The sequence below is a fragment of the bacterium genome (assembly GCA_021371935.1).
Taxonomy (GTDB): Bacteria; Armatimonadota; UBA5829; order UBA5829; family UBA5829; genus UBA5829.
The window spans coordinates 1-25348 of sequence record JAJFVF010000014.1 but is presented as its reverse complement, the minus strand read 5'-3'; the positions used below and the strand labels follow the sequence as shown (position 1 = coordinate 25348).

Here is a 25348-nt window from a genome sequence, read left to right as displayed (position 1 = left end):
ATTTACGCTACCACCTCACCGCTTCCAACTCATAGAATATCTGCATCTTCTCCGGCACAGCAGGAAATGATTTGTGCCGCAGTTTACAAGCTGTCTGCCATATAGCCCTGCGCCACCTCAACTGTATCCCTTCATGTGTGCTCCAAGCCCCAGGGCATGAATGCAGCCATGTCCTGATACCCTGCGCCCGGCATTCAGTCACCAAAGCATCAAAGGAGCCTTCACCGAATGAAGCTACATGCCATTGGTCGTGCTGCGGGGTCAAGGCTCTGTCCCCCACTCTTTCACGAAATGGAACCAGAATATACAGCCATTGACAGTGATCAAGCAGAGCACGAGCTATGTCCAGATATTGCGTAAAATGCTCCAGTGTATTGGAACAATATATTATGTCGAAGTCGCCCTCGATATCCTCGAACCCCCATTGATGAAATGCGGCAATATGTCCATAGTCTTGTCGAGCCTGCTTGATCGCTCTGGGCGAAATATCGCATCCGTGCAATTGCAAATGTTTATAATGATGGGCAATCTCCGGCAGACCGTCACCCATCGCGCAGCCGACATCGATCAACGTGTGAGCCGACTTCGGCAGACGCACTGTCTCCAGAAAGTATCGAGCAAAAAGCCTGGTTTGCAGACGCCCGTTTCTTCTCTCCCATTCACCTTGAAAATATGCGTCCCAGTTTTCTTTCGAGTTTTTATTGTTCGGGCAAAGGCGCATACTCTGTCCTCCGAGACGGTTCGCATGAGTCATCGGCATCAATTGGCATTGCGCTGCTCCATGTCAGGCCGACCCGGACAACACCGGGCCAGTTTCCATGGAATGGACCTCTGACGGAATCCGGATGGCTGCTGTCGGCGGCCATGAAGCTGAGCGCATCGGGCACGACCACGCTCGGTATGTCCGGGTCGTAAAACACCAATTGGAGCAGCACTCGCACGCTCCCATCAGCGAAAAGGCGGGCGGGAAGCTCCACATGTTTGCGATATGTTCCGGGCTCCAGATGGTTTTGCTGCCAGTCGGCGCTGCAAAAAAGACAAAGCCCCTCACCATTGAAGAGATTGACGGCTGCAACCAGATTGTCAACAGCCCTGAGCACCCGAAATTCGATCTCTACCTCAAATGGGGCATTGATGTCTATGACCGAAGCGATTTGCCCGTGCTGGATAACACTGGCTGCCGTCAGTCTCACTCTATCGTCCCCTGGCGAATTTTCTGGATATTCCCAGCATCTGCTCGCCACATTCCCCCCGCCGTCAGAGAGGTACGCTTTGACAACATCGGACGAAAACCCTATCTGCTTGACGCAGCCCTGCTCCAGCCAGACACCGTGCATGCAAAGTTGGGACACAGCCGCCATGTTATGACTGACAAATAGCACCGTGCGCCCGGACCTTGCGACCTCACCCATCTTGCCCAGGCATTTTTTCTGAAACTGGGCGTCACCAACAGCCAGCACTTCGTCCACGATGAGTATTTCAGGTTCAAGATGCGCGGCAACTGCAAAAGCCAAGCGGATATACATTCCGCTGGAATAACGCTTTACGGGGGTGTCGAGAAACCCGGAGATTTCAGCAAATGAGACGATCTCGTCAAACTTGCTCTTTATCTCGGGGCGAGTCATGCCCAGAACAGCGCCGTTGAGGAATATGTTTTCGCGACCTGTAAGCTCGGGATGAAAACCTGTACCCACCTCCAGCAGGCTCGATACGCGCCCGCGCATGGATATATGTCCTTGAGTCGGCGGAGTGATGCGCGTAAGTATCTTGAGCAAGGTGCTCTTGCCTGCTCCATTGCGCCCGATTATGCCCACAACCTCTCCTTCGCCAACGTTGAAGCATACATCCTTGAGTGCCCAAAAGTCGGTGTCCGACCTGCGCGCCTTCCGTAACGATAAAGAGAGCCGCCCGGCAATCTGCTCTCGCAGGGTAGGCGCACTTCCTTTTCTGAATTTTTTTCCGAGCCTGTCGATTTCGACAATCGGCCTATCCATAATTGCCTCTACAAGATGTCCGCGAAGTTTTTTTCTGCGGATGTAAAGTAACATACCCCTGCGCACAGCAACACGGCGCTTGCAAGCAGTGATATCGCCAGCATGTGCGCATCTATTGGCGCTTTGCCGGTTATCCCTGCGCGAGCCGATGTTATGACACCGGACATTGGGTTGATCCAGAGCATCAGCTCTTTTGCCCATGCATGGCTTTTCAGCATACTCACCGGATATACTACAGGGGTCAGATACATCATGATTTGCACGAAGAACGGCACAGCATGACGGGTGTCACGGTATCTGACGTTAAGTGCCGCAAGAAAAAGCCCCATTCCCAACGCTGTCATAACTGTACATACAAGCAGAATAGGGAGAATGAGTATTCCCGCAAGGTGAGGCCGGAACCCATAGTAGATCATCATACCGACCAGAATCATGGATGCTATTACGAAATCCGCCAACCCCGTGACCGCACATGATGCAGGGATTATGAGCCTGGGAAAGTATGTCTTCTGTATCAACGGCGCATTTGATACCATCGAGCCTGATGTGCCGGACACTGTGGATGAAAAATATTGCCAGAACAACAGGCCGGAATACAGGAAGATCGGGTATGGCGTGCCGTCACCGCTGGTTATGCCCGCCACCCGGTTGAACACAAATGTGAACACCACCATCGTGACAAACGGCTGTATCAGTGCCCATGCGGTTCCCAGCAGAGTCTGTTTGTACCTCACCGTGATATCACGCCATGCAAGGACCCAAAACAGGTCTTTATAGCGCCACAGTTCAGACCAGTCGACAAATGCTAACCGCCTAGGCGGGCTGATTTTGTATTCGATATCGTTCATCACGAGACGGCACACCTCACCAATACTTCTTTTACTGCCGACAACTCGTCGGCAATATCGAAATGATGATTTCCTATGAACAAGCCGTCTGCATCAACCCTGCCTGCGTTAGGCAGGTCGCCATGCGTTTTGTAGTCGAAGAATCGGATTACCGGGTTTTTCGTGAAGTTGCCCGCAACGATGGGCCGACATTCAACATCCAAAGATGCTAATTTTTTTATCACACTCTCGCGCTGACCGGCCAACGGCCCATCGAGAATCAGCGAGAAGCCGAACCATGAACTCTCTCCGATAGTTTTCTGCACCCTCACGCAGTCCAAGTTGCCGAAAAGGTCGACAAAGTGCCGTGCGTTGCGTCTGCGAACTGCAAGAAAGCCGTCGAGTTTGCTCAACTGGTGTATCCCGACTGCAGCGGATATCTCCAGCGGCCTGACGTTATAACCCGGCAATATGAAACGGAACGAATCATGAAAATCGCAGCCGCTTTTTGTGCATATTTGATTGTCGGACGGCAGGTCCCGTGTCCAGCCGTGCGCGCGGAGCGAAGTGACAAGCTGACATATCTCCTCATCATCCGTGACCACCATACCTCCTTCCATCGTGCAGATGTGGTGGGAGAAGAATGTGCTGAACGTCCCACAGACGCCGAATGTGCCCGTATATCGCCCGTCCAGCTTGGCGCCCATCGATTCGCAGTTGTCTTCAATAAGTATCAAGCCGTGCTTATCACACAGCTCCTGCAGACGAGGAAAATTGTTGGGCGCACCTAAGAGATTGGGTGCAAATACTGCTCTGGTTCGGTCTGATATTGCCTCCTGCACGGCATTCAGGTCGAGATTCAGAGAATCGAGATCGACATCGACAAAATGCAGCTTCAGACCATATTGATGCAGCGGAGCATATGTAGTGCTCCATGAAACGGCTGGAACAATTACCTCATCACCCGGCAACAGCGGATTCTGGGAACGATATCGCATGGCTGCAATTGCAAGCAGGTTAGCTGAAGATCCTGAATTGACCATTACGGCATGGCGTGTGCCGAAATAGCCGGCAAACTGCTGCTCGAACTGCTTTACTTTGGAACCCATGGTAAACCTGCCCGACTGGATGACATCTTCGATGGCTCTTTTTTCACTTTCATCCCATGTCGAACTCGCCAAAGGATATCTCATCGCTCCGATCCTCCAATCTTGTCAAGATAGTATTGATAAGTTTTTAGGATTCCATCGTACAGGGTAGTGCTGGGTTTCCAACCGCGAAGACGAGCGCGGCTTGAATCCAGCAGCTTGGTCGACATTCCGACCGGCCTGGAAATATCGAATGTAAATTCGCCATCGAAGCCTATTACCTCGGCTGCGATTTTATAGTAATCAAGCACACTGAAATCTTCACCATATCCGATATTCATATAGGCTGGCGTTTCATCCAGTTGTCCGATGCATCGGCATATGTAATCTGCAAGGTCCTCGACATACAGAAATTCACGCCTTGCGCTGCCGTCACCCCATATCTCCACGGATGACTTGCCATCTGTTTTTGCTCTGTGTAGTTTGTCGATAACGGCTGCTATCAAGTGACTGGATGCCGGATCGAATTTGTCACCGGGACCATAGAGGTTACACGGAATCAGAGTCTTGTAGCAAACTCCATATTGAGAGGCGCAATATTCACACAACTTGGCTCCGGCTATTTTGGCAAGCGCGTATCCTTCGTTTGTCGGTTCAAGTGGTGCTGCAAGTAAATACTCTTCTTTGAGAGGTGTTTTGTAGTCTCTCGGATACATGCATGAGCTTCCGATGTATATGAGATTACGCACACCTGCATGCAGTGCAGAACAAATCACGTTTAGATTGATGCTGAGATTTTCTGCCAGAAAATGAACGGGGTCTGCAATGTTGGCCTGAATCCCGCCAACTTTTGCCGCACAGAGAATAATACAATCAGGCTTTTCCAATGACAGAAAATCTGTAACCGCGCATGAGTCGGTCAGATTAATCTCGCTCCTTGTGTGCAGCATTAGGTTGTGATATCCATGCGAGATGAGCATGCGCCGCAGTGACGACCCCAAAAGACCGGTATGTCCTGCAATATAAATTTTCGCGTGTTTATTCGCAGCTACCATCTTTTACTGTCGACCTTCCCTTCTTCCATAGCAAGATCGGCATCCACCATTATCCGCACCAGGTCGACAAATCTCACTGAAGGCTGCCAACCGAGCTGTTCCCTGGCCTTGGTGTAGTCGCCTCTCAAATAGTCGACTTCCGAAGGCCGAAAATAATGTGGATCGACCCTTATCAGTACTTTGTCGCTTTTTGTGTCAATACCGACCTCATCTTCTCCGGTGCCTTTCCATTGCAGATCGAAATCCAGACACTTGCACGCCTCGTCCACAAACTCCCGAATGGAATGACTTTCATTAGTCGCAACGACATAATCATCCGGCTTTGGCTGTTGAAGCATTCTCCACATCGCTTCCACGTAGTCCTTGGCATATCCCCAGTCACGCATAGCGTCGAGATTTCCCAGGTACAGGCAGTCGTCGAGCCCAAGCCTGATACGTGACAATCCTCTGGAAATTTTGCGCGTTACGAACGTCTCACCTCGACGCGGCGATTCATGGTTAAAGAGTATCCCGTTGCATGCGAACAGCCCATAGCTTTCCCGGTAGTTCCTCGTTATGGAGAAGGCAAAAACCTTTGCGCAGGCATACGGGCTTCTCGGGTAAAATGGAGTGGTTTCTTTTTGAGGCACCTCAGCAACATTGCCGAACATCTCGCTGCTGGAAGCCTGATAGAACTTCGTGCGTATGCTGCTTTCACGAATAGCATCCAGAATCCTCAGTGTTCCGATCCCTGTGACATCCGCGGTGAACTCGGGCATATCAAAGCTGACTTTGACATGGCTCTGCGCTCCCAGATGATATATCTCAGAAGGATTGATTTTTTCCAACAGCCTGCTGATGCTGCTGGAATCCGTCAGATCACTATAGTGCAACAGCAATTGCGAGTCACTGATGTGAGGATCTTTATATAAATGCTCAATTCGTCCAGTATTGAACGTGGAACCTCTTCGTATCAGGCCGTGGACTTCATAGCCCTTTTCCAACAGCAGTTCGGCCAGATAAGAGCCATCCTGACCGGTGATGCCGGTTATAAGTGCACGTTTAGCGCATGGATTCTTGGAATTGCCCTGTGCCGATGCAGAATGCTCTGCGCAAATCATAAGGTCCCCACCCGTCGTCAATATTTATGAGTGCATTGCTTAATGGATAGCGATACTTCATACAAAAATCCTTGCAAGTCTTTGTACCCCTCATGCAGTCATAACACACATATATTTCGCTGATAATTGAACGCCGGATTGCTATACTATACAACACGGTCAATATTAATACACATCGGTCACTCACATAACCTCAACATGCTTGAGCAACGGCAATATTACGAACGATTGCTTGCAGTGATATTTGTTATATGTGACAATAACTGCTGTAGAGCTTTATTTTAGTAGAGGATGCAATATTGAAGAACATTTCAGCCTTGATTACGTGCATACTTTGCGCATGTTGTCTGACTCCGACAGCACATGCGGACTCATTCGGGCAGAGCGTCTGCGATGCCACCAAGCCTGCGCTGATCGGTGCACTAGCCATTACGTGTTTCTCAAAAGATAATGGCCCCCGAAACGCCGTGCGTGCGGGTGAAGGCATGCTTATCGCCTATGGTGCGGCGCATGCGATTCAGCAAACCTGCATCATTAACAGCAGTTCCGACTACGCGCACTCATTTCCAAGCAAGAGGACTGCAGTCGCGTTTGCTCTGGCGACATCCCTTTCTGACACATATCCCAAGCAAAAATGGATGGCCTATACAGGCGCTTCACTCATAGGATGGAGCACTGTTGCCGTCAACGGCCATACATGGAGCGACGTGCTCGCCGGGGCAGCGTTGGGTATGGCAGTTGGAAAGTGGACAGTCGCTACACCCGAAGGAATACTCATCGGACGTGTCATTAAATTCTGATTTTCGCAGGATTTCCATAGGCGGTAATATTGTCGGGCATATCTGAGACTACAGTGCTGCCTGCTCCTATTGAGCACCAGTCGCCTATATGCATGCATGGCCGCACGCAGCTTCCAATGCCGACCAGACTGCCGGTTCCGACACCGACTCCACCGCCCAACCGGCTGCCTGGAGCCACATGCACGAGATCACCGATATCGCAGTCATGATCGACGGAACATGCTGTGTTCAATATACGCGCCGGTCCAATCCGGGTCTGGCGTTGACGACAACATTTGCCATAACTACGACAGCTTCATCAATGACGGCACTGCTGGAAATTAGTGCGCTTGGATGGATGAGTGCAGGCAGGCGCCAATGCTTGTTTCGCGCCAGGATAAGAAGCCGGGCACGCGCAGAATTGTCGCCAACCGCAAGTGCAACGCTTGCTCCGCTGCCGATTTTCTCCGCTCCGCCAAGGACATGCCATTCAAGCACTTTCGAGCCTGTCAGGCCAATTTCATCATCCACAAACCCAAGGACGTGATACCCCGCTGCCTCAGCGACCTCCGCAACAACTGCGCCATGCCCACCGGAGCCATAGATTATCAAATCGCTCAATCAATTACCCCCAGACATAATTGCTCAGGAATCATCTTTTGATGCACCCGAGTTGAGCGCGGCATTGGCACTGCTTCCATTTTTAGAGCGGCCGTAATAGTCTCCATAATAATAATAGTAGCCATGACCTCTGCGGCGCATCTCGATTCGATTGATAATCAGTCCTATAAGCGGCGCCTTGACCTGGGCAAGCATTCTCATGGTCATGTATAGATGGGGTCTTAATGTATGGTTCATCGAGACCACCAGCAGCATGCCGTCTGCTATTGTGGAGATGACTTGAATATCGCTCAGCCCTACACACGGTGGACAGTCAATTACGATTGTGTCATACATCTCCGCCAGTTTTTTGAAGAGCGCTCTGCTCTGTTGAGAGTTCAAAATCTCAGTCGGATGCGGGGGAAGAGGGCCTGAGGTCAGGCAGGATAGGTTTTCAACACTCGTTTTTATAATCGCCTGCTCCAACGTGCTGACGCCTGTGAGCACGGCCGTAAACCCGAGCGTTGTCGGCACTTCAAATAGGTCATGCAGCGACGGACGGCGAAAATCGCCCTCGACAAGCAAAACGCGCTTTCCTTCCATCGCTATTGCCACTGCGAGGTTGATTGCGGTTGTTGTTTTCCCATCCCCGGCACCGGGACTCGTGACGGCAAGTATTTTGTTCTTTCGGTCGATGTTGGAAAAAGAAAGGTTATTCCTTAGAATACGGAAACTCTCCAGCATTGCTGCGCTGTGGTCGCGATCACTGAGCATTCTTTGCGCCGGGTCGGAAACATTCGGTATGCGGGAGAGTATCGGCAGATCGCTTATTTCTTCGACGAGTGTCTGTTCATGAACACGGCTGTCCAGCCAGTCGGCAATAATCGCAACCAGCACGCTCAGCAGTATTCCCAACAGAAAGTACCTTATCGCATTCTTGCGCAGGTCAGGATAAGCCGGTGCTCCAGGTATTCGAGCCCTGGACACAAGCATACCGTTTGGCAATGTCGACTGCTCGCTCAAAAGCAGTGTATGGAACTTGGTGGACAGCATTTCATAGGTGCGCTGCAGAAGTGTTACTCGCTGAACAAGCTCATTATATTCCCGTTCACGGTCCGGCAAATTTTGAGCCATCTGCAGCTTTTTGTTGAGAATAGAGCCCAATGCATTCGCCCGTGCGCTGTTCGCGGCGACGGACGCGACATTGGACGCATATTGCGGCTCAAGAGCATCTCTGACGGGGTTGCGCCCCTGCACTTTAGACGCAGTAACACTTTCAGTCATCTGCTTGAGCTTTTCGCGCTCCTGCCTGATCCGGTTGTCGATGCTCTTGATCTCTCTGGAAGTCGGAGTAAACTCCTGGAGCAGAGACGCACGCTCGCTGCTGAGCGAATCGATCTTACCCAACACTGAATCTATATGAGGATTGCGGGCAATGGTGGTGCTGCCGACAACATTTTGACTCTGCCCGGCAAGCTGTGAACCCAGTGCTTGAGCGCCTTTTCTGCCGGATGCAACATCTGCTTTTGTCGAATCCAGTTCTTGAGATATCTGAGCTATCTGTTCGGCAGTCTTTGTAAGCTGAGCCTCTGGTGCAAAGAGGCCGGTCTTTGCCTTAAACTCGGAAAGACGTGCGTTTGCCTGGTATAGTTGATTCTCGGCGATGGCCATTCTCCGCTCGACGTATTCTCGTGCCTGGTGAGTGGCAAGGTTGTTCTGTCGAACATCACGCTCGAAATAAGTGTCAGCAATCGTGTTGGCAAGTTCCGCTGCGGCGGAAGGTATGTATGCCCTTGCCGTTATGGAAATTATATCGGTATCTTTCTTCGCCGCAACATTGCATGCCCAACCCGGAAAAGCTGTGCTTTTGAACCCATACTTTTTCATGGACATATTGAGTCTGTCGAATGCTTCTTCGAGCAGGTCGGGACTCGATATTATCTCGACCTGTGTATCCACCGACCGACTTCGCGTGAGTGCCTGCAAATCGTTTATCAGCGGAATATCATTTTCGGTTGAGGATGACGAGCCTGTTGTCACGACAACCAGCTTGGCTGAAGACTCATATATAGGCTGCCTGGTACATGTGTGAAGCATGCCGAGCCCGAATACCAGGATAACCGTCAGCAGCATAGTCTTCCAGCGACGAAACAGCACTGATGTACATTGCTGTATATCCACCTGATGCGGCTCATCGAGTGCACAAGCATCGGCGTTCATCGGTTCAATCTGTCCTGCATTCCAATTTGTGATATCGCGTCTTGTCATAGCAGCCTCTCAATGTGTTAAGGAATGAACGGATTCATAAGTATGGCGACAGTGGTCAGTGAGCGCATCACAAAGTCCCAGTCGGGTTTTCTTGTCTGCGGCACGTATATGATGTCGCCGGCATTGATCGTCGGGTTCTGCGTCAAATCACCCGATTTCAGAAACTTGCTCATGTCATACATCGTTCTGGTCTGCATACCGTTTTCATTACGGATCAGAGCTATCGATCCCACTTCGCCTCGCTTGCGGTCCGACCCGCCGGCAAGCCCCAGAGCGTCCGACAGAAGCAGTTTTTCACTTCTTCTGATGGAGTAGAACCCGGGTTTGTTGACGTAGCCGAGCACTGCAACTTTTGACACATCTTCCGGCACGACGATCAGATCGCCGGGCTTGATCGTGATATTGGGTTCCTGCTTACCGTTCATGGCAAGAGGGTTCAAATCGACGGTTCGGGTCGTGTTGTCGGAACTGATCACTGTCACACGGTCGAGCGCAGAGTTTTCTAATGTTCCTCCGGCCAGTGTCAGTGCTTCCATAACGCCTGCATGGTCCTTGTTTACACGGTATATGCCGGGCGATTTCACCTTACCCGTAACATAAACAGGCATGGTCTCTCGCGATTCGATCATAACCACATCCCCACTCTCAATTGAGAGATTCGTCAAATCGAGTCCCTGCATTGCGTCTCGCATTTGCACTGTTTCACGTTTGCCGTTTGCGTACCTGACCACAGTTGCCGTGCAATCATTCGGCTCACAGCCGCTGCCCAGTCCTCCTGCAGCCGCGACACAGTGAGTAATGCGCCATCCGGGCTTCAGGTCATATAGACCGGGTTTTTGCACACTGCCCAGCACATAAACTCGCTGCATTCCTGCGGAACGCAATGTTACACTCACTTCGGGATCCTTCAAACGGCTCTTCAGCCGAGAAGCCACATTCTCGGATATCTCGACAAGCGTCATACCGCTGACATGCACCTGTCCGATGGCAGGAAGACTTATGCACCCGTCCGACGGGACCAGAAAGTCACCGGAGAATTCCGGATGTCTCGCCACCAACACACTAATAGTGTCCTCGGAACCGACGCGGTATGTGCTGCTTTCCTGTGCAAATCCCATGCAATCGAGTAACATCAGGCAAAACAATAAAGCTCCAAACCGGACAATCGAAAACATAAGCATCACCTATATCCTGATCGTAACATCATTTCACTCATTCATGTCAGCCAGTCCATAACTCTGGTCAGGTTGTTCAATTGAATGCAATCCGACGCATTCGTGCTTTTTGCATCACGTCGAATCAGCAGGACCTTTGCACCGAGACTCGCGGCCCCGGGCACATCCAGTTCAGGGCTGTCTCCAACATACAGACAATCCGCCGGATTCATACCCAGGCGCGTAAAACACATCTCAAACGGAGCCTGATGCGGCTTCCAACGGTCTCTGTCGAAATGTTCTCCCGCCACTATGATGCACTTGAAATATCGCTGGATATCCAGCAGTCGGATTTTGTTCCACTGCATCTGTTTGCTGCCGTTGGTAACCAGTCCAATCGGGATATTTCTCTGCGTCAGTTCACGCAGGAGACTGCGGGCGTCGTCATAGAGTTCAAGATTGCAAACGCACGTCGTATACGCCGGGACTATGACTTGCTCTATGCACGCGGACACATAACTATCATCCATTCCAAAGTCCTGTAGAAGTCTCTCGAAGGCCGCATGCTCGTCAAGTGAATCAACAACGTGCAGCAGATGTTTGTGTACTTTGTCGGCTCTCCAGCCAAAGCGCCGACCCAACCTTACGGCAATGCTCCAATATGCCGCATCACGATAGCTGCGTTCCGCATACAGCGTATTATCCAGATCGAAAACAACGGCTCGATACATGCGAAATCACTTGGCAAAGTTATGGTATATACTGGCGCCTGCTTGCAAACCTGTCTGGCTGTTATATGTGCCGAAGAGAGTAACATTGCCACGCTGTCCGCCGGGTCTCCAGGCAATACCATTATTGAACTGGTAGCCATCCCATTCTGTTGCAAAATTGAAGCTTTGAGACAGCGGATAAGATAGGCCTCCTATTCCTCTGGCGTTTTTTCTTTCCCCTCTGATTCCGACAGTCGCGTAGATGTTTTTGTTGTTGCGCAGAGCGAACCCTTTGGTGGCCGTGATATAGCCCCATTTTTTGACTTCGCTGTTCCTGAAGAGTCCCTGAAGACCGACGGCGACTGCGGGCCGCGACAGTGTTTCACTAAACACGGAAAGCTGTCCGTTAGCAACAGCGTTATCATTTTTGATAACCATTGCAGACATCCAAAGTCTTGGCCATCCGCCCACGCTCCCTCCGACAACCGCAGTCCCATTTTTGAAATTACTTTTGTCTTCAGTAACACCTCCTGCGGAGCCTGAAGCAACGACATATCCGGTAAGCGGGGTGTAGGCTATGGGTATGTTGATCTGAAGTGCTCCAAAACCATCGAGTTTGCCTTCTGAATCAACAGCAAACCCATCTCCAGGCAATGGCCCAAGAGTTCCAAACTGGCTGGGAACCGTGCTTGCTGCCGCAAGACCAGCCATCATTGTCCATGCACTCAGAAACAAGACAACCAGTCCTCTGTGGAACAACAACATGCCATTTATCATATGTCTCCCCCACAAATTTTTGACCAGTGCTTTGTGCACACCTGTCGGCAAGTTTTAGCGACTGTTATTCGACAAGCTGTAACATTGACTTGAACGTACAATACCCAAATTCAGGGGCATTAAATGTCTGTTTTACAAAATGTGTGTTGCTTTATGGTCGGTTGCATGGATTTATTTTGCGATTGTCTTAATATTGCGACGGGTATAAAGCCATCACGCAAACATATATCGCACAATGACCAGGCAATAATAATGCTATTGTGTATATTTGTGTGACGTGCAGACACGCATATTGCAATTCGACCTATCGGAGGATAACCCGGTGACGACTGAAACCCGGACCTTGTTCAACTATCCGATAACCAGTCCAGTGCTGCCTGATGCGAGTGTTTTGCTGGAAGACATAAGAAAAGTATTTGTTTCGGGCAGAGTGACAATGGGCAAAAATGTCGAGGCGCTCGAGCAGGAAATATGCGTGCGCCTTAAAGTCAAACACAGCCTGGCGGTGTCGTCAGCGACAAGTGGTTTGATTCTGCTTCTGCGCGCGCTTTCTCTCCCAAGTAACAGCGAAGTCATCACACCAAGTTTCACATTCGCAGCTACCGCGCATGCGCTGTTATGGAACGGACTGAAACCTGTTTTTTGCGACAGTGAACCACACAGCTTCACGATGGATGCATCCGCAGCCGAGATGCTGGTCACAAAACGCACCTCGGCGATATATCCCGTATGTATCTTCGGCGTGCCGGGTGACATGGATTCATACGAGCAGCTTGCACGTGCTCACGATCTTGTGCTGATATTCGATAGCGCGCAGGGACTTGGAAGCTCATATAAGGGCAAAGCTCTTGGCAGTTTCGGCATGGCGGAGGTCTTTAGTCTGAGCCCCACAAAAGTCGTAACAGCATTGGAGGGTGGACTGATTACCACGAACAATGATGCGCTCGCCGACCAGCTCAGACACATGCGTGATTACGGCAAGGCGCCTGACGGTGAAGACATGCGCTGGCTTGGTCTGTCGGCGCGAATGAATGAGGTAAATGCCATTGTAGCCAGGTGGTCACTTGCAAGACTGGATGGCTGGATAGCAAATCGCGCTGCCGCGCTTGAACGTTATAAACAAAATCTGCAAGCAGTCCCGGGCATTGATTTTCAGCATATACCGCCTCACTGCACCTCCACGCTCAATTACGTGGTCATTCAGATTGATCCAGACACGTGTCCGATCACACGTAACGAGCTTCACGCCAGACTCAAAAACCAATCCGTTCAGACAAAGCGTTACTTTTACCCGGCAGTTCATAATCAGTCACTCTATCGCAATACCGACTCCGACAGCAGTGTCAGGCTCGAGGTTGCAGAAAAAATATCATCTCAGGGGTTGGCGCTGCCGCTGTATTCAAACATGAACGCATCCGATGTTGATGAAATATGCAATAGGGTAATAAAGTGTATTCGACAACCGGTAATACGCCAGTCGAATTGAATATTGATTGTTCTGAATCCATTTTCGGAGGAATCAAGAATGAAAAAAGGCCATGTCAGTATGTCTGGAATTGCGAGCAGACATATACGTACACTTATATTGTTGCTTGTGGACTCGATGGCGCTGCTTACATCGATAATAGCGTCGCATCTCCTGCGTTATGAAAACACTCCATGGCATGAAATTCTGAACAACCGCATATCAACGCACTATTCCAGCTTGCCCGCAGCAATCGGACTATATCTTGTCATCTTTGCCGTTTTTCACCTCTATAATTACGCTTGGCGTTATGCAAGTCTGGAAACGCTTCTACACATAGTGGGCGCGAACACTGTCGGTCTGACTTGTATGGCAGCCTTGCAAATCATTCTTGACGGGTCGACTTTCTCATCATCTGTTCTTGTGATAATGTGGGCCGCAAGCATCACGTTGATAGGTGCAAGCCGCATAGCGCTGCGTGTTGTGAGCGTTGTGCGCAGGAGCGGATGTCAATCCTTGCGCGTAACATTCAGAAAAACAGACAGGAAACGTGCCGTGATTATAGGTGCAGGCAACTGCGGAGCACGAACTCTACGAGCTATCCAGTCCGATCCTTCACTAAAATACGACGTGGTCGGCTTTCTGGATGATGACCCCAAAAAACTTGGGATATATATGAGCCATGCGCGAGTTTTGGGTCCACTCAAGATGGTTAATGAACTTGCATTGAAGCGGGCCGTTGACGAAGTGATTGTTGCAATTCCCGAGGTAGGTCGCAATGGTGCCCACAGGTGCATAATGGATTGCAAGAGACTCAAGGTACCGGTAAAGGTGATTCCGCACCTCAGGGATGTGCTCAACGGTTCAAAAACAACCAGCCTGGCCGATTTTTCGGTCGAAGACCTTTTACGGCGCGCGCCCGCAGATACAATCACAGCCGATATCGACAAGACTCTTACAGGCAGCAGGGTGCTTGTAACCGGTGCAGGGGGATCTATCGGTTCGGAACTGTGCAGGCAGATAGCGGTATGCAATCCGGCTTCGCTGGTCCTCATAGGTCACGGCGAAAACTCGATTCACAACATTCACAAAGAACTCGTGGAGGAATTTCCACAGATATCGGATCGGTTTGAGTGTGTGATAGCCTCTACAGCGAACCAGTCTCGCATCGACCATGTATTCAAATATCATCGCCCGGAGGTAGTCTTTCATGCCGCGGCACACAAACATGTGCCGCTCATGGAGTCCAATGAACAGGAAGCCGTGAACAACAATATGCTGGGCACGTATAACGTCGCGGCCGCCAGTGGAGAGCATGGTGTCAAGCGTATCGTGTTGATTTCCACGGACAAGGCGGCTGATCCGTCCTGCATAATGGGCGCAACGAAATGGTTCTGCGAGGAGGTATTCCGCTGTGGAGCCTCACTATGGCCATCTACATCATACATTGCTGTCCGGTTCGGCAACGTCTTGGGCAGCAGGGGCAGCGTTGTGCCGGTCTTTCACGAGCAAATCCGGCGCGGCGGTCCGGTGCTGGTCACCCATCCCGAGATGACGCGCTTTTTCATGACCATTCGCGAGGCCGTCCGGCTGGTGCTCGAAGCCGGAGCGGTGGGCAAATCTGGACAGTTGTATGTGCTCGACATGGGCAAACCGGTGAAAATATTGGACCTGGCCAAAGACATGATTCGTCTATGCGGGCTGGAGCCGGACGTGGATATAGCCATCGACTTTACCGGCATCAGACCCGGCGAGAAGATACATGAACAGTTGATATCGTCCCAAGAGACGATCGAAAGAACGCCCTGGTCCGGACTTGTCGTCGTCAATCGTAAGGCGCATTTTGAATACAACAAGATTCTTGGTGTAATCGATGGGATTCGCCATACGGTCGATCATGACGGCGACGCCGTGGTTCGGAAAATGCTGTCCACGATGATGCCCAAGACCAGAATGGACTACCCACCTGCTCAAACACAAGCGCACAAGGGCGAGCATAAAAGGCTGAAAGTCGAAGGCTGAGTGTATGGAAATTGCATGAAAGTAACCGTCGGCATACCATTTCACAACAATGAGGATACTCTTGGCGACGCAATCCGTTCCGTCTTCGCACAGACATTTGAGGACTGGGAGCTTATCCTCGTCGACGATGGTTCGACCGATTCGTCTCTGCATATTGCAAGCGCTGTCCAAGAACCTCGCATAAGGGTCATACACAGCAAGGAAAACCGGGGACTGCCATATCGCCTGAATCAGATTTCACGGTCGGCCAGGGGTCAATATATAGCGAGAATGGACGCCGACGATATCATGCACCCAAGGCGTCTCGCTTGCCAGGCCGAGTATCTGGATGCCAATCCGGATCTGGATGTAGTGGGAGCGGGGACTTATACGATAGATATGGACAACGCTGTTATGGGCAAGCGCGGCCTGGAGCCTTTGAAAACAGACCATCCATCCGCAATCCCGGGCGTCCCCCTCATACATCCGACTGTAATGGGTCGTGCGCGCTGGTTTGTTGATAATCCCTACGATGAGGGTTTTCTGGGTGCAGAAGACTATGAGCTGTGGTGCGGCACAATCGGCAAATGCCTCATAGGCAAGCTGCAATGCCCATTGCATTTCTACCGAGAAAACAATAAAAGCCCGAAAAACTATCTCAGGCATTATCTCAAAGCGTCCAATTACCAAAGGCGGGCTATTAGAAAATACGGTCTATCTCATATGGGATTCTCGCGTTCATTATCGCTGATGATTCAGTCATATCTGAAGGACGATATATACCGAATTGCAACTATACTGGGCGCTCAACGTTTGCTCTTCAGACGGCGCAACCTGCCTCTTAGTCAAGCCGAGCAGGAACTGGCCAGTCGTGACCTGTGTATTGCCCTGAATGCCGGTGTCCCGGGGTTTGCAGCAACAACAATCGGGTAATGGTTTGCATCGGAGGAAATATGGCGGTGATATATTACATGCACCCAAACCCAAGTCGGCAGCTGCAGGACTCGCTCGCACGGCGAGGTGTATATCTGAAGTGCGTCGATCGAAACAATATCCAATGTGCGGAGAAGATCATCTTTTTCGACCTGGATCGCACACTGCTGCGTCAGTGCCTTGACGCTGGTATGAATCCCGACCGATTGGTGCTTTTTTTATATGAGCCGGATGCCGTGTTTCCATATCAGTATGATGAGCGAGTATGGCGCCACTTCGGACAAATATTTACCTGGCGCGACGATCTGGTGGACAATGTCCGCTTCTTCAAATACAAGTGGCCGCTGCGCCGCAGGATCAAGTCTCCTCTGCCGGACTTCCATGAGCGCAAACTCGTTGCGATGATAAACGCCAACAAATACAGCTTTGTCCACGGTGAGGGCTATTCCTACAGGCGCAAGGCAATAAGGTTTTTCGATACATGCGGCGAGTTCGACCTCTACGGGCTTGGTTGGAACGACTCTGCCTGCTTGATGAACCGGGGAAATTTCGTCACTGCCGTCCGGTCGAGGAAACTCATTACGTTCATCAAAAATCTGCTCGAGCTGCGCTCATACAAGTCATATCTCGGACCGGTCGCCGATAAGGATGAGACACTTTCGCACTACAGGTTCTGTCTGTGCTTTGAAAACCAGTTGAACCGCCTGGGTTATATAACCGAAAAAATATTTGACTGCTTCGTCAGCGGCGCCATACCCGTCTATATGGGCGCAACCAATGTCGATGAATATATCCCGCGTGATTGCTTCATAGCGATGAATGAGATGAAGAGTTTTGAGTATCTACTCGAATATATGCAATCCATGAGATATGAGCAGTTCCGGGCTTTTCAGCAGGCCGGCCAGGAGTTTATTATGAGCGGCGCGTTCCATCAATGGACGCACGAAGGTGTTTATGAAGACGTGGCCGACAAACTGATGTGCGGACGGTGTGCACAAATCAAATCCGGCGCTTGAGGGTATCGAATGCCGATTTTTCTCATGAACACGAACCAGCTGTGCATCGAACTGCGCAATTCGCTGGCCAGACACGGCACTGATCTGCGCCTGGTAGATAATGGTGATCTCAAAACCGCCGACAAGGTCATCTTTTTCAACCTGGACAACAAACTGTTGAGGCACTGTCTGGATGCAGGCCTTACGCCTGAGCGTCTGGCGCTGCTGCTCTACGAGCCGGATGTCATCCAGCCCGACCAGTATGATTCGCGTGTATGGAAATGTTTCGGCCAAATTTTCACATGGCGGGACGACCTTGTCGATAACAGCCGTTTTTTCAAGCTAAGGTGGCCACAGATGACCAGGCCAGTCCGCACGCTGCCGGGGTTTGAGGACCGAAAGCTCCTTGCCATGATAAACACAAATAAGTACGGCTATATCGACGGAGAGGGCTACTCATATCGGCGCAAAGCGATACGGTTTTTTGACGGGTGCGGTCGGTTCGATCTTTACGGGCACGGCTGGAACAATCTCGCCTGGCCTATCATACATGCAACCGCGGCAGCGGTTCGATCAGTCAAACTGCCCCGGCCATTGCCGGCGAAGTGTATGCTGCCGGGCAATATCGCCGCGGCTTACATAAAAGATATCGCACAGGGTCTGTCTCCATTTGTCTCCTATGCAGGCACTGTGAGTGATAAGGATGAGACACTGGCAAAATACAGGTTCTGCCTGTGCATCGAGAATCAGTTGAACTATCCCGGCTATGTCACCGAAAAGCTCTTCGACTGTTTTTTCAGCGGTACGGTGCCTGTTTATCTGGGTGCGGCGAACGTCGAGGAGTATGTACCGCGTGACTGCTTTATATCGATGAGCAACACAAAGGACTTTTCGACTCTGCTGGATATATTGCAATCCATGGGACCGGCTGAATTTGGTAAATATCAACAGGCGGGTCGTAATTTTGTGACTGCGGATGCTTTCCATGAATGGACGCATGAGGGCGTTTACGAATCCGTGGCCGACAGACTTATGAGCATGTGATTTGGATCATTCGGATTGTTTTGGGGAGTGCATAATGCGCACATATCTGATGAGCTCGAGCACACTATGCTGGCGATTGCGTGATTCATTGGCCGATTACGGCGTGGAGTTGCACACGGTCGATGACCACGATATACGAACCGCAGACAAAATTCTTTTTTTTGATCTGGATCACAAACTGCTGCAGCGTTGCCTTGACTCGGGTATTGATTCCGACCGATTGGTTCTGCTGCTTTTTGAGCCGGAGGCAGTTCGTCCGGACCAGTACGATCCACACATCTGGCAGCATTTCGGAAAGGTCATCACATGGCGTGACGATCTGGTCGACAATATACGTTTTTTCAAGCTCAGGTGGCCGCAGGGACAGAGCCTGAGAGACAATTCACCGAATTATGATGACCGAAAACTCGCCACAATGATAAACGCCAACAAATTCAGCTATATTGAGTCGGAAGGCTATTCATATCGGCGCAAAGCGATAAAATCTTTCGATGCCTGTAGTGAATTCGACCTCTACGGAGTTGGTTGGAACAACCCTGCGCTCCAGGCAAGAAATGCAACTGCTGCGTTTGTCCGGTCGGTCCGCCGTTCGGAATATTCAGTCCCAAACCGGATAATGCGCAAAACGGCTTGCAAATATGCCAGAGACGTAGTGAGCTCATGGCTGCCGTTTAGATCATTTGCCGGTTCGCCGACCGACAAGCACGAAACATTGGCGCGATATAAGTTCTGCCTCTGCTATGAAAACCAGCTTAACAGACCCGGCTACATCACCGAGAAGATATTCGACTGCTTCTTTTGTGGCACAGTGCCCATCTACCTGGGCGCAACCAATATCGACGAATATATTCCGCGCAGCAGCTATGTACAAATGAGCGAAATGCCGGACTTTCCGGCACTGCTGGAGTGCATGCGCTCGATAGGACCGCGTCAGTTCCGTTCGATCCAGGAGGCTGGCCGTCAATTCATCACCAGCGGAGCGTTTCAAGCATGGACTCCAAAGCGCGTATATGACGAGATCGCGAGCGGACTTATGGCCAAAGCGCATGCGGTTCGGAGGGTCACATGAGACTAAAACGCACAGTCGATCTGACAGTTTCCATTACTCTCTTGATACTGTTCTCACTCGTGATGCTTATTACGGCAGTGATCATACTCTGCTTTATGGGTCGACCCATCATGTTTTGCCAGCAGCGTACCGGGCTGCGCAGCAGATTGTTCGTAATATATAAATTTCGCACGATGATAAATGCCGACGATATGCATATCTCTGATGCGCAGCGCCTGACTCGTCTAGGCAAACTTCTGCGCTCCACAAGCCTTGATGAACTGCCGCAGCTGCTTAACGTGTTCAAAGGTGACATGAGCCTGGTCGGCCCGCGCCCGCTGCTGCCGGAATATCTGGACCGGTACACACCTCGGCAGGCTAGGCGACACAACGTGCCGCCGGGAATGACCGGCTGGGCGCAGGTAAACGGACGCAACAAGCTGTCATGGCAGCAACGGTTCGATCTCGACATCTGGTATGTCGATCATCAGTCGCTGTGGCTGGACATGCGCATTCTGCTGACCACAATAATCAAAGTGCTCAAACGTGACGGGATTTGCTCTGATGGTGAAGCGACCACAAGTCCGTTCGCAGGCAATTATTTGGGTAAATAACTCGAAGTCCTGAACAGAGGTTTTTGAAAACGTGCCAGTTGTAAGCGTCGTGATGCCTGTATACAACACACAGAAGTATCTTGAAGAAGCGCTCGACAGCATTCTTGCCCAGTCATTCGACGACTTCGAGCTGATCGCTGTCGATGACGGATCAACGGATGGCAGCACCGCAATACTTGATCGCTACAGTCAGAAGGACTCTCGCATGCATGTTCTGCATCAAGACAACAGCGGCATTTCCGCAGCACGCAACAACGGCATGCGGCATGCTCGAGGCAATTACATAGCTGTTATGGACAGTGACGATATCTGCCTGCCGGATCGGCTTTCAAGGCAGGTCGCGCTTATGGAAAAGCATCCTGAGGTTGGGTTGTGCGGCACGAGATGTTCATTTTTTGGCAGTGATGGTGAATATGCAGGAGTCGTGCCACCGGTCGACCCGGACTGTGTGAAAAGTCTGCTGCTGCTTGTGCCGACTCTGTCCAATACGTCTGTTATGATGCGCCGCGATCTAATGATCAGTAATAATCTGTTCTATGACGAGTCTCTGGTCGCCGCAGAGGATTATGACATGTCAAGACGTTTTTCTCAGTATTGCAAGATCACGAACCTGCCGGATATTCTGATGAGAATCAGAGTCCACAATACTTCCACCACTCAGCAAATAAAAGACCAAAATGACAGATGTTTGTCTGCCGTCCACAAAAGAGTGCTATCCGAGTTGGGTATACAGGCATCAAAAGAGGAGTTGGAGATGCATCTGTCGGTAAGCACCGGCACGTATTGTATGGCAAGGTCGAGGGAGTATATTGCATGCGTCGAGAATTGGTTCTGCAAATTGACTCAGGCGAACGCAATTACGCACGTCTATGAGCCGTCCGCTCTTGCAAAGGTGCTCTTCGAGAGATGGTCACTTGCATGTCTTCTCTCTCGCGAGCCGGTATGGTGGAAAATAGCAAGAGTGCGAAAGTCCAAGATTTATATGGGGTATGGCACGTTCCTGAGATACTGCCTGTCGCTCGGCGCAAAGCGAACGTTCAGAATTTTGAAGCGTCATGCAACGGGTCGCCTAAAAAAACGATGGTCGTAATATGGCAAAAAAATCCGGCAAAATAAAACTGGTTTATATGACCACAGTGCCTATGACGCTCACGCTTGTCAGGGGGCAACCGGGTTACATGAGGTCATGCGGGATTGAGGTTCATGTGCTCTCATCGTCAGGAGAGATGTTGGAGAATATTGCGCATGAGGAACATGTGCATGCCCACAAAGTGGACATGCTTCGAGGCATCTCGCCATTGCGCGATCTAATCTCGCTGATGACTGTGTGCAGAGAGTTTCGGCGCATACGCCCGCACATAGTCCATTCCAATACAGCCAAAGGCGGCTTTCTAGGCATGCTGGCCGCTTGGATCACTGGAGTGCCCGTCCGAATATACCACGTCCATGGGCAGCGTTTCGTCACGATGTCGGGAGCCGGGAGAGTTATCGTGAAATTCACCGAAAAGATCGCATGTAGACTTGCTCACCGGGTGCTGTGTGTCAGCCGTTCGATAATGGACTTGACGATCGATGAAGGGATATGTCCGCCGCACAAGATCAAAGTCCTGCACTGCGGCAGCGTCAACGGCATCGATTCCGCAGATGTTTTCAATCCGGTTTTGTATAAAAAAACGCGCGCAGGCATTAGGGCGAAATACGATATTCCACATGAAGCGGTAGTGATAGGGTTTGTGGGACGCATAGTCCGGGATAAGGGCATTGCGGAACTAGTCGATGCTCTGGAGTTATTGCGCAGGCAATACTCAAATGTGCACCTGTTGATTGTCGGCGACTTTGAAGACGGAGACAGCGTCGATGACCGGACCCGGCGGATAATGCATTCCGACCCGAATATTCACCTTGCCGGATTTGTGCGGGACACACCTCCATTTTATGCGGCCATGGACATATTTACTCTTCCATCATATAGGGAAGGACTCGGCATGTCCGCACTGGAAGCCTCGGCCATGGAACTGCCTGTAGTAGCGACCAGAATAACAGGGTGTGTGGATGCTGTCGTGGACGGCATCACGGGGTGTCTGGTGCCTCCGAAGGACTCAGACACGCTTGCACAGGCAATTAAAGCCTACATCGACAATCCAAACTTAAGAAGAGAGCATGGCAGAGCCGGACGGCAACGAGTGTCGCGCGACTATTGTCGGGGAAAAATTTGGGACGCAACACTTCGCGAGTATGCTCGTTTACTCGACAACAAGAACTACCCATTACCACAGCCATGTAATGAGGTGATGCACGATGAGGCCACGCCATATGTATGACGCGACCATATTAAGAACGGCGGCAGGCTCCGCATGCAGTGTCTCTCAATATCAGTGTTTTCACGAATTGGGGCTGCGCGTGGTGGCGGCGGACTGCGACCCGTTGTCGGTCGGGCTGCATTTCGCGGATGCGGCGTATACGGTCCCGCGTGCCGACGATCCGACATACGTGGACTTGCTGCTCGAAATATGTGCAAATGAGCGAGTGGACATATTCATTCCGGCACTGGACGAAGAACTGGTGAATATTGCCGAGAACTCCATGCGATTTACCCGGCAAGGGACGAAGGTGATTATTTCTTCCGTCGAGACACTCGAAATTTGCACTGATAAGCTTGCCACCTACTCGTTTTTCGTGGAAAACGGAATTCCGACCGTCCCTACCCTATCATGCAAAGAGTTGGACAAATCCTCTCTCGCCGACGGTCCATACATTGTGAAACCGAGGCGGGGGCGAGGCAGCACGAATGTGTTCCTCGCAAGAAACAGAGATGAGGTGATGTTCTTTTGCTCATATATCGGTGATGCCGTCGTTCAACCGAGGATATCCGGCACTGAGTATACCATCGATGTGGTAGCCGACTATGCTCACGAACCGGTGATAATTGCCCCGCGCATACGGATTGCTACGGATTCGGGCATCTCCAGCAAGGCCATGACCTGTTGGAACGAAGAGGTTGTTGACTGGACGAAGACAATCGTGCGTAAGCTGAAATTGATAGGCGGAGCTAATATACAGTGCTTTATCTGCGATGACGGCGATCTCCTGTTCACCGAGGTGAACGCGCGGCCTGCTGGAACGGCCATCCTCTCGCAATGCGCTGGGGTGCCGTATGTCGAAGCAATCATATGCATTGCTCTTAATAAACCAATGCCGAGCCATATCTGCCCGGTTGATGAGAGGATAATGCTGCGCTATTGGCAAGAAGCATACCTTACAAAAGCAGAAGCGGCAGCGCTTGGGTGGACCGTGAGATGATCAAATCCGTTGGTTTCGATCTTGACAACACACTCTGCGACCAAACCGTGCACATTCTTTCATTTCTCAGAGACGCCGCGAAATGGCTTTCTTGCGAAACCGGGTTTTCCGATGCCCGGATATATCATGTTTTCAAGGACATTCTGATTCGCCGAACACCGGCATATAAACATCTATTTGATGATGCTTTGGACGCACTAAATATTCCCAAAGGCCGATACGTCAATGAGCTGATCGACAAATATCACTGTCATCGCGGCGGCATAGAGTTGTATCCCGGCACACGGCAGATACTGGAATGTCTTTACAAGACAAAGCAACTGTTTCTGATCACTGACGGACACAGCGGCATGCAACGAATGAAAGTCGAACAATTGGCAATCTCGCAATATTTCGCGGTGCAAATTTTCACTGGTGGCTTTGACAAGAGTTGGACCAAGCCCAGTGTGCTGGCATATGAAAGCGCTGCATCAAAGATCGGTGTGAAGACTGCTGATTGTATTTTTGTGGGAGACAATCCTTGCAGAGATTTTGACGGCGCACACAGAATCGGTATGAAGACGATCAGGGTGCTCACCGGCCCATATGCCAAACTGAGTTCGATTGAGCTGAACCTGGCTGATTATACGATAGAAACGCTCTCTGAGCTGAATAATACGTTGCAGCTTATCACTCGATAAGAGAGGAAGCATGTATGAACGCACTGGTTATTGCACCTCACCCGGATGATGAAGTCCTTGGAGCAGGCGGCACGATTGCAAAGCTAGCCGATACGGGAAACGAGATCGACGTGGTGGTAGTTACGAAAGCCTGTCCGCCTGATTTTGATGAAAATGATCTCATCAGAGGTCGTAACGAGGCTCTAAAAGCACACAATATACTCCAAGTAAGAAATACATATTTCCTGGACTTTCCGGCGGCATCGCTCGACATGACGCCGCATCGTGAAATAAACTCAGCCCTGTCGGAGATCATAAATAAACTGGAACCGGATTTGGTCTTTGTGCCGTTTCCAGGGGATATACATATGGACCATCAGAGAGCCTTTCTGTCCGCGATTGTGTCTGTAAGACCAAGAGGAAAGTATTCTCCCAGGTCGGTGTACGCTTATGAAACACTCTCTGAAACAAATTGGGGAGCCCCTTATCTGATGCCCGGATTCATACCAAATGTCTTCTTTGACATATCAAGTCATATGGAGAAAAAAATCGAGGCAGCCCAAGCATTTGTATCACAGATTAAGCCTTTTCCAGATGAACGCTCTATCAAAGGCATCCGTGCACTGGCTGCGCTCCGTGGCAGCACGGTAAATCGCACTGCAGCAGAGGCGTTTGTATTGATCCGCCAATTGCATTGACGTATCCGAGCAATCATCAAAAAAACATTTGGGTCACATTACAACTAAGATGTGGCTTTGCAGTGTAAAATTGGACCTGACAGAATGGCAACGTAGGGATGCCCTTGTGGCTTCTACAACGACCACCTCAAAAACTGTACATGCACTCCGCATATGATCCAAAAGTATCTTCAGCGAATCTCCGGTCCAATGCTCGACAGAATCGATATCCACGTCGAGGTTCCACGCCTGAAGCAGAA

General features: G+C 50.7%; 25 protein-coding genes and 1 pseudogene. 14 read left to right on the top strand and 12 right to left on the bottom strand.

Annotated features, from left to right (window positions below; all coding sequences use genetic code 11):
* Positions 1 to 7: 7 nt before the first annotated feature.
* From LLG46_12000 to gmd, 6 genes are read right to left on the bottom strand one after another with little or no spacing between them, the layout of a single operon-like run.
* Complete coding sequence (locus tag LLG46_12000; protein MCE5324022.1) at positions 8 to 721, bottom strand: class I SAM-dependent methyltransferase; 714 nt, start codon at positions 719 to 721, stop codon at positions 8 to 10.
* On the bottom strand, positions 699 to 1994 hold the full coding sequence (locus LLG46_11995) for an ABC transporter ATP-binding protein (GenBank protein ID MCE5324021.1): 1296 nt from the start codon (positions 1992 to 1994) through the stop codon (positions 699 to 701). Before LLG46_11995 ends, LLG46_12000 begins: the two co-directional genes overlap by 23 nt.
* Before the next feature lie 8 nt (positions 1995 to 2002).
* Positions 2003 to 2842, bottom strand: a complete 840-nt coding sequence (locus tag LLG46_11990; protein ID MCE5324020.1) for an ABC transporter permease — start codon at positions 2840 to 2842, stop codon at positions 2003 to 2005.
* Positions 2842 to 4014, bottom strand: a complete 1173-nt coding sequence (locus tag LLG46_11985; GenBank protein ID MCE5324019.1) for a DegT/DnrJ/EryC1/StrS family aminotransferase — start codon at positions 4012 to 4014, stop codon at positions 2842 to 2844. The genes LLG46_11990 and LLG46_11985 overlap by 1 nt, the downstream gene beginning before the upstream one ends.
* Positions 4011 to 4964 carry a GDP-L-fucose synthase gene (locus tag LLG46_11980; protein MCE5324018.1) on the bottom strand — a complete coding sequence of 318 codons (954 nt, stop codon included), beginning with the start codon at positions 4962 to 4964 and terminating at the stop codon, positions 4011 to 4013. The genes LLG46_11985 and LLG46_11980 overlap by 4 nt, the downstream gene beginning before the upstream one ends.
* Positions 4958 to 6064, bottom strand: coding sequence for a GDP-mannose 4,6-dehydratase (gene gmd / locus LLG46_11975; GenBank protein ID MCE5324017.1), 1107 nt, complete (start codon positions 6062 to 6064; stop codon positions 4958 to 4960). Before gmd ends, LLG46_11980 begins: the two co-directional genes overlap by 7 nt.
* 299 nt (positions 6065 to 6363) lie before the next feature.
* On the opposite strand from gmd, the gene LLG46_11970 reads away from it, so the two are divergent.
* Positions 6364 to 6864 carry a phosphatase PAP2 family protein gene (locus tag LLG46_11970; protein ID MCE5324016.1) on the top strand — a complete coding sequence of 167 codons (501 nt, stop codon included), beginning with the start codon at positions 6364 to 6366 and terminating at the stop codon, positions 6862 to 6864.
* Here LLG46_11970 and LLG46_11965 read toward each other — a convergent pair.
* From LLG46_11965 to LLG46_11940, 6 genes are all read right to left on the bottom strand, one after another.
* A complete protein-coding gene (locus tag LLG46_11965; protein MCE5324015.1) occupies positions 6854 to 7096 on the bottom strand; it encodes a hypothetical protein in 243 nt (80 codons plus the stop codon). The two genes, LLG46_11970 and LLG46_11965, sit on opposite strands and share 11 nt — an antisense overlap.
* The gene (locus LLG46_11960) at positions 7093 to 7464 is read right to left on the bottom strand and encodes a hypothetical protein (GenBank protein ID MCE5324014.1); all 372 of its coding nucleotides are present in this window, start codon (positions 7462 to 7464) and stop codon (positions 7093 to 7095) included. The genes LLG46_11965 and LLG46_11960 overlap by 4 nt, the downstream gene beginning before the upstream one ends.
* Before the next feature lie 24 nt (positions 7465 to 7488).
* On the bottom strand, positions 7489 to 9711 hold the full coding sequence (locus LLG46_11955) for a polysaccharide biosynthesis tyrosine autokinase (protein ID MCE5324013.1): 2223 nt from the start codon (positions 9709 to 9711) through the stop codon (positions 7489 to 7491).
* A gap of 17 nt (positions 9712 to 9728) precedes the next feature.
* A complete protein-coding gene (locus LLG46_11950) occupies positions 9729 to 10829 on the bottom strand; it encodes an SLBB domain-containing protein (protein MCE5324012.1) in 1101 nt (366 codons plus the stop codon).
* Between the two features lie 98 nt (positions 10830 to 10927).
* The gene (locus LLG46_11945; GenBank protein ID MCE5324011.1) at positions 10928 to 11596 is read right to left on the bottom strand and encodes an HAD family hydrolase; all 669 of its coding nucleotides are present in this window, start codon (positions 11594 to 11596) and stop codon (positions 10928 to 10930) included.
* Between the two features lie 6 nt (positions 11597 to 11602).
* Positions 11603 to 12352, bottom strand: coding sequence for a hypothetical protein (locus LLG46_11940; GenBank protein ID MCE5324010.1), 750 nt, complete (start codon positions 12350 to 12352; stop codon positions 11603 to 11605).
* Positions 12353 to 12674: 322 nt separating this feature from the next.
* On the opposite strand from LLG46_11940, the gene LLG46_11935 reads away from it, so the two are divergent.
* The 13 genes and pseudogenes from LLG46_11935 to LLG46_11875 all read left to right on the top strand — a co-directional run bounded on the left by LLG46_11935 (position 12675) and on the right by LLG46_11875 (position 25348).
* Positions 12675 to 13838: a DegT/DnrJ/EryC1/StrS family aminotransferase gene (locus tag LLG46_11935; GenBank protein MCE5324009.1), complete on the top strand. Its 1164-nt coding sequence runs from the start codon at positions 12675 to 12677 to the stop codon at positions 13836 to 13838.
* A 39-nt stretch (positions 13839 to 13877) separates the two neighbouring features.
* Positions 13878 to 15839 carry a polysaccharide biosynthesis protein gene (locus LLG46_11930; GenBank protein MCE5324008.1) on the top strand — a complete coding sequence of 654 codons (1962 nt, stop codon included), beginning with the start codon at positions 13878 to 13880 and terminating at the stop codon, positions 15837 to 15839.
* A 15-nt stretch (positions 15840 to 15854) separates the two neighbouring features.
* A complete protein-coding gene (locus LLG46_11925; protein MCE5324007.1) occupies positions 15855 to 16751 on the top strand; it encodes a glycosyltransferase family 2 protein in 897 nt (298 codons plus the stop codon).
* 20 nt (positions 16752 to 16771) lie between these two features.
* Positions 16772 to 17767 (top strand): glycosyltransferase family 10, encoded by a 996-nt coding sequence (locus LLG46_11920; GenBank protein MCE5324006.1) that lies wholly within the window; start codon positions 16772 to 16774, stop codon positions 17765 to 17767.
* A 9-nt stretch (positions 17768 to 17776) separates the two neighbouring features.
* The gene (locus LLG46_11915) at positions 17777 to 18790 is read left to right on the top strand and encodes a glycosyltransferase family 10 (protein MCE5324005.1); all 1014 of its coding nucleotides are present in this window, start codon (positions 17777 to 17779) and stop codon (positions 18788 to 18790) included.
* Between the two features lie 34 nt (positions 18791 to 18824).
* Positions 18825 to 19859: a glycosyltransferase family 10 gene (locus LLG46_11910; GenBank protein MCE5324004.1), complete on the top strand. Its 1035-nt coding sequence runs from the start codon at positions 18825 to 18827 to the stop codon at positions 19857 to 19859.
* Positions 19856 to 20452: a sugar transferase gene (locus LLG46_11905; protein MCE5324003.1), complete on the top strand. Its 597-nt coding sequence runs from the start codon at positions 19856 to 19858 to the stop codon at positions 20450 to 20452. Before LLG46_11910 ends, LLG46_11905 begins: the two co-directional genes overlap by 4 nt.
* A gap of 31 nt (positions 20453 to 20483) precedes the next feature.
* The gene (locus LLG46_11900; protein MCE5324002.1) at positions 20484 to 21542 is read left to right on the top strand and encodes a glycosyltransferase family 2 protein; all 1059 of its coding nucleotides are present in this window, start codon (positions 20484 to 20486) and stop codon (positions 21540 to 21542) included.
* A 1-nt stretch (position 21543) separates the two neighbouring features.
* Complete coding sequence (locus tag LLG46_11895; protein ID MCE5324001.1) at positions 21544 to 22773, top strand: glycosyltransferase family 4 protein; 1230 nt, start codon at positions 21544 to 21546, stop codon at positions 22771 to 22773.
* Positions 22751 to 23752, top strand: a complete 1002-nt coding sequence (locus LLG46_11890) for an ATP-grasp domain-containing protein (GenBank protein MCE5324000.1) — start codon at positions 22751 to 22753, stop codon at positions 23750 to 23752. Before LLG46_11895 ends, LLG46_11890 begins: the two co-directional genes overlap by 23 nt.
* The gene (locus LLG46_11885) at positions 23749 to 24432 is read left to right on the top strand and encodes an HAD-IA family hydrolase (GenBank protein MCE5323999.1); all 684 of its coding nucleotides are present in this window, start codon (positions 23749 to 23751) and stop codon (positions 24430 to 24432) included. Before LLG46_11890 ends, LLG46_11885 begins: the two co-directional genes overlap by 4 nt.
* A 14-nt stretch (positions 24433 to 24446) precedes the next feature.
* On the top strand, positions 24447 to 25109 hold the full coding sequence (locus LLG46_11880) for a PIG-L family deacetylase (protein ID MCE5323998.1): 663 nt from the start codon (positions 24447 to 24449) through the stop codon (positions 25107 to 25109).
* A 99-nt stretch (positions 25110 to 25208) separates the two neighbouring features.
* Positions 25209 to 25348: pseudogene (locus LLG46_11875) on the top strand (ATP-binding protein).